3 protein-coding genes and 1 pseudogene are annotated in these 2,962 nt (G+C 75.1%); 3 read left to right on the plus strand and 1 reads right to left on the minus strand.

What is annotated here, in order from left to right:
* A pseudogene (locus G3I53_RS02090) lies at positions 1-465 on the minus strand (DUF2293 domain-containing protein); the annotation flags it as partial.
* Positions 466-508: 43 nt separating this feature from the next.
* On the opposite strand from G3I53_RS02090, the gene G3I53_RS02095 reads away from it, so the two are divergent.
* From G3I53_RS02095 to G3I53_RS02105, 3 genes are all read left to right on the plus strand, one after another.
* Positions 509-1,141 (plus strand): uridine kinase, encoded by a 633-nt coding sequence (locus tag G3I53_RS02095; RefSeq protein ID WP_164337970.1) that lies wholly within the window; start codon positions 509-511, stop codon positions 1,139-1,141.
* Between the two features lie 138 nt (positions 1,142-1,279).
* Positions 1,280-1,699: a CBS domain-containing protein gene (locus G3I53_RS02100; RefSeq protein WP_164337971.1), complete on the plus strand. Its 420-nt coding sequence runs from the start codon at positions 1,280-1,282 to the stop codon at positions 1,697-1,699.
* A 193-nt stretch (positions 1,700-1,892) separates the two neighbouring features.
* Positions 1,893-2,690 (plus strand): methyltransferase domain-containing protein, encoded by a 798-nt coding sequence (locus G3I53_RS02105; protein ID WP_164337972.1) that lies wholly within the window; start codon positions 1,893-1,895, stop codon positions 2,688-2,690.
* The last annotated feature ends 272 nt before the right edge of the window (positions 2,691-2,962 follow it).

A 2,962-nucleotide genomic window follows, 5' to 3' on the forward strand; every position in this document is an offset into this window, starting at 1 on the left:
GACGGCCCGGGCGCGCTCCTGCGGGCAGCCGGGAAACAGGCGCAGGATCTCCGCCGCGAACGCCTCCGTGAACCGCGCGTCCTCGGCGGCCCGCCGCCGGGCGTCGCGCATCCGGCGCCGCCGCCGTGCCTCGGCGTCCGCCAGACACCGCCGTTCGGCGCGGGCCAGCGCCTCCTCCTCGACCAGCACACCCTGCCGCTCGTACCGGCCCTTGCGCCGGTTGAACCGGACGACCACCGCCGACAGGGCGCTCTCCTCCCGCGCCCTGCGGGTCAGCGCGGTGTCGCCGCGCGGCAGGAGGACCAGGTGGCCCAGGTCGGCGCAGTCCAGGCAGCGCGGCGCTCCGTTCTCCAGGACGACCAGGGGGAGGGGGCCGCGGCGGCAGGCGGCACAGTGGCGTCGTCCGGCGGGCTGGTGGACGACAAGTCCGACGGGGAGGGAGGGAGTTGCGCGGGACGACGCCATGGTGGATTCGTTCCCCTCCCGGCGGCTGACGCATCATGGCCGTGTGCGACTGGAAGCGATCACCTGGGAGCGGCTCGGCGATCTCCTCGCCGACCGTCTGCTGGACCTGCGGACGGCCGACGGCGGTCCCTGGCCGCGGGTGGCCCTCGACGGTGCCCCGGCCGCACGGCCGGGAGAGCTCGCCCTGCGGGTCGCCGAGGCGCTGCGGGTGCGCGGGCGGGCGTCGCTCGTCGTGGCGACCGACGGCTTCCTGCGCCCCGCGTCGGTCCGGCTCGAACACGGTCACCGGGACGTCGACTCCTACTACGACGGCTGGTACGACACCGGGGCCCTCTGGCGCGAGGTGTTCGGGCCGCTCGAACCGGACGGCAGCGGCCGGATCCTCCCCGACCTGCGGGACCCGGCCACCGACCGGGCCACCCGCAGCCCCCGCGTGCCGCTCCCGCCCGGTGGTGTCCTGCTGCTGCACGGTCCCCTCCTGCTGCGTCACTGGTTCCCCTTCGACCTGAGCGTCCACTTCGAGCTGTCCGCGGGCGCCCTGCGCCGCCGCACCCCCGAGGCCGAGCACTGGACCCTGCCGGCCTTCGAGCGCTACGCGCAGGACACCGACCCGGCGGGTACCGCCGACGTCCTCGTACGGGCCGACGACCCGCGCCGCCCGGCCTGGCGGGGCTGAACCGGTGCCTCCGCACGGCACGCGCCGGGGCCGGTGCCTCCGCGTGCGGGCAGGGGACCGCCCGGCCACAATGAAGGGCGTCGGGACTCGCGGTGCGCTCCCGCGCCGCGCCGGCCGTCCGGCACCGGGAGGTACTTCATGACCACCGCCGGAGACATCATGCACCGCGGCGCCCAGTGGATCCCCGCCCACGAGACCCTCGACCGCGCGGCCCAGCTGATGCGTGAACTGAACGTCGGAGCCCTGCCGATCAGCGACGAGAACGAGCGGCTGTGCGGCATCCTCACCGATCGCGACATCGTCATCGGCTGCGTCGCCATGGGCCACGACCCCGCCCGGGTGACCGCGGGGGAGATGGCCCAGGGCACACCCCGCTGGATCGACGCGGACGCCGATGTCGACGAGGTCCTCCGGGAGATGCAGGAGCACCGGATCCGCCGGCTGCCCGTCATTCAGGACAAGCGACTGGTCGGCATGATCAGCGAGGCCGACCTCGCCCAGCACCTGACGGAGGATCAGATCGCCACCTGGGCTGAGAGGGTGTACGCCCGGCGGTAGCCGGTCTCCCGGTACGTCACACCTCCCCTCGCGCCTCTCGTCCCCCTCGGCACGTCAGTCTGCCAGGACCGGGCCGAGCCCATCGGGACCTGTGGGAAGGCGAGGTTCCGCTTGGTTCCCGGCTGTGGACGAATCGCCTCCACGCGTCGCGTCCACCCCAGGGATCATCCCGGACAAATGGGATGATCGCGGCATGATGCGATCCGACGGGAACCTGCTCGACCACCGGCCGGACGAGGCGGCGGAGCGCCTCGACGCCTTCGCCGCACTCTTCGACGCCACCACCTTCCGCCACCTCGAAGCCATCGGCACCGGTCCCGGCTGGCGCTGCTGGGAAGTCGGCGCCGCCGGCCCCTCGGTGCTGGCCTGGCTGGGGCGACGGGTCGGCCCGACCGGGCGTGTCCTCGCCACGGCCACCGACCCGGCGCGCCTGTCGGCCGTCGCCCGGCCGCCGGTGGAGGTGCGGGCCCACGACATCGCCACGGAGGAACCACCCGCGGAGGGCGGCTTCGATCTGGTGCACGCCCGGCTCCCGTTCGTCGGCGCGGCAGAACCGGAGCGGGTCATCCGCTTCATGGTCCGGGTGCTGCGGCCCGGTGGGCGGCTGCTGGTGGAGGACACCGACCCCGCACTCCAGCCCCTGCTCTGCCCGGACGAACACGGCCCCGAGCAGCAGCTCGCCAACCGGCTGCGGAACGGCCTGCGACGGCTCCTCGCCGACCGTGGGACCGACCTCGCCCAGGGCCGCCGCCTCCCGCGGCTGATGCGGGAGGCGGGCCTGAGCGGCGTGCGGGCCGACGCGTACTTCCCCCTGGCCGCACCCGAGTGCGCCGCCCTGGAGTCCGCCACCATGCGCCTGGTGCGCGACCGGCTCGTCGGGGCCGGCATCGCCACCGCCCAGGACGTCGACCGCCACCTCGCGAACGTCGCCGCGGGCGCCCTGGACCTGTCCACCGCACCCCTGGTGGCGGCGTGGGGACGCAAGCCCTGACGGGATTCCGCAGGCAACGCAGCACCTCCTGGACACCCGGACACGCGGACACCCGGACAGGCGGGCACGCGGCGCGCGGCGGGGGACAGCCTCAAGGACGGACGACCAGGGACGCCCCCCAGGAACGGCCCCTGCACTGCCCCGAAACCGACAAGGCCCCCGGGGGGAGAGTGAGACGGCCTCCCGTGCCCAGCGGTTCGACCGGGTGGCCGGCCCCGCGCGGCGCCGTCAGCCCGGCGGAGCGACTGGTTCGGGTGCGCCGGAGGACCGCG

The organism is Streptomyces sp. SID14436 (assembly GCF_010548465.1).
In the GTDB taxonomy this organism is placed as follows: domain Bacteria; phylum Actinomycetota; class Actinomycetes; order Streptomycetales; family Streptomycetaceae; genus Streptomyces.

Coding starts and splice junctions, on each gene's coding strand:
- G3I53_RS02100 (WP_164337971.1), top strand. CDS start 1,280: ATGACCACCGCCGGAGACATCATGCACCGCGGCGCCCAGTGGATCCCC.
- G3I53_RS02105 (WP_164337972.1), top strand. CDS start 1,893: ATGATGCGATCCGACGGGAACCTGCTCGACCACCGGCCGGACGAGGCG.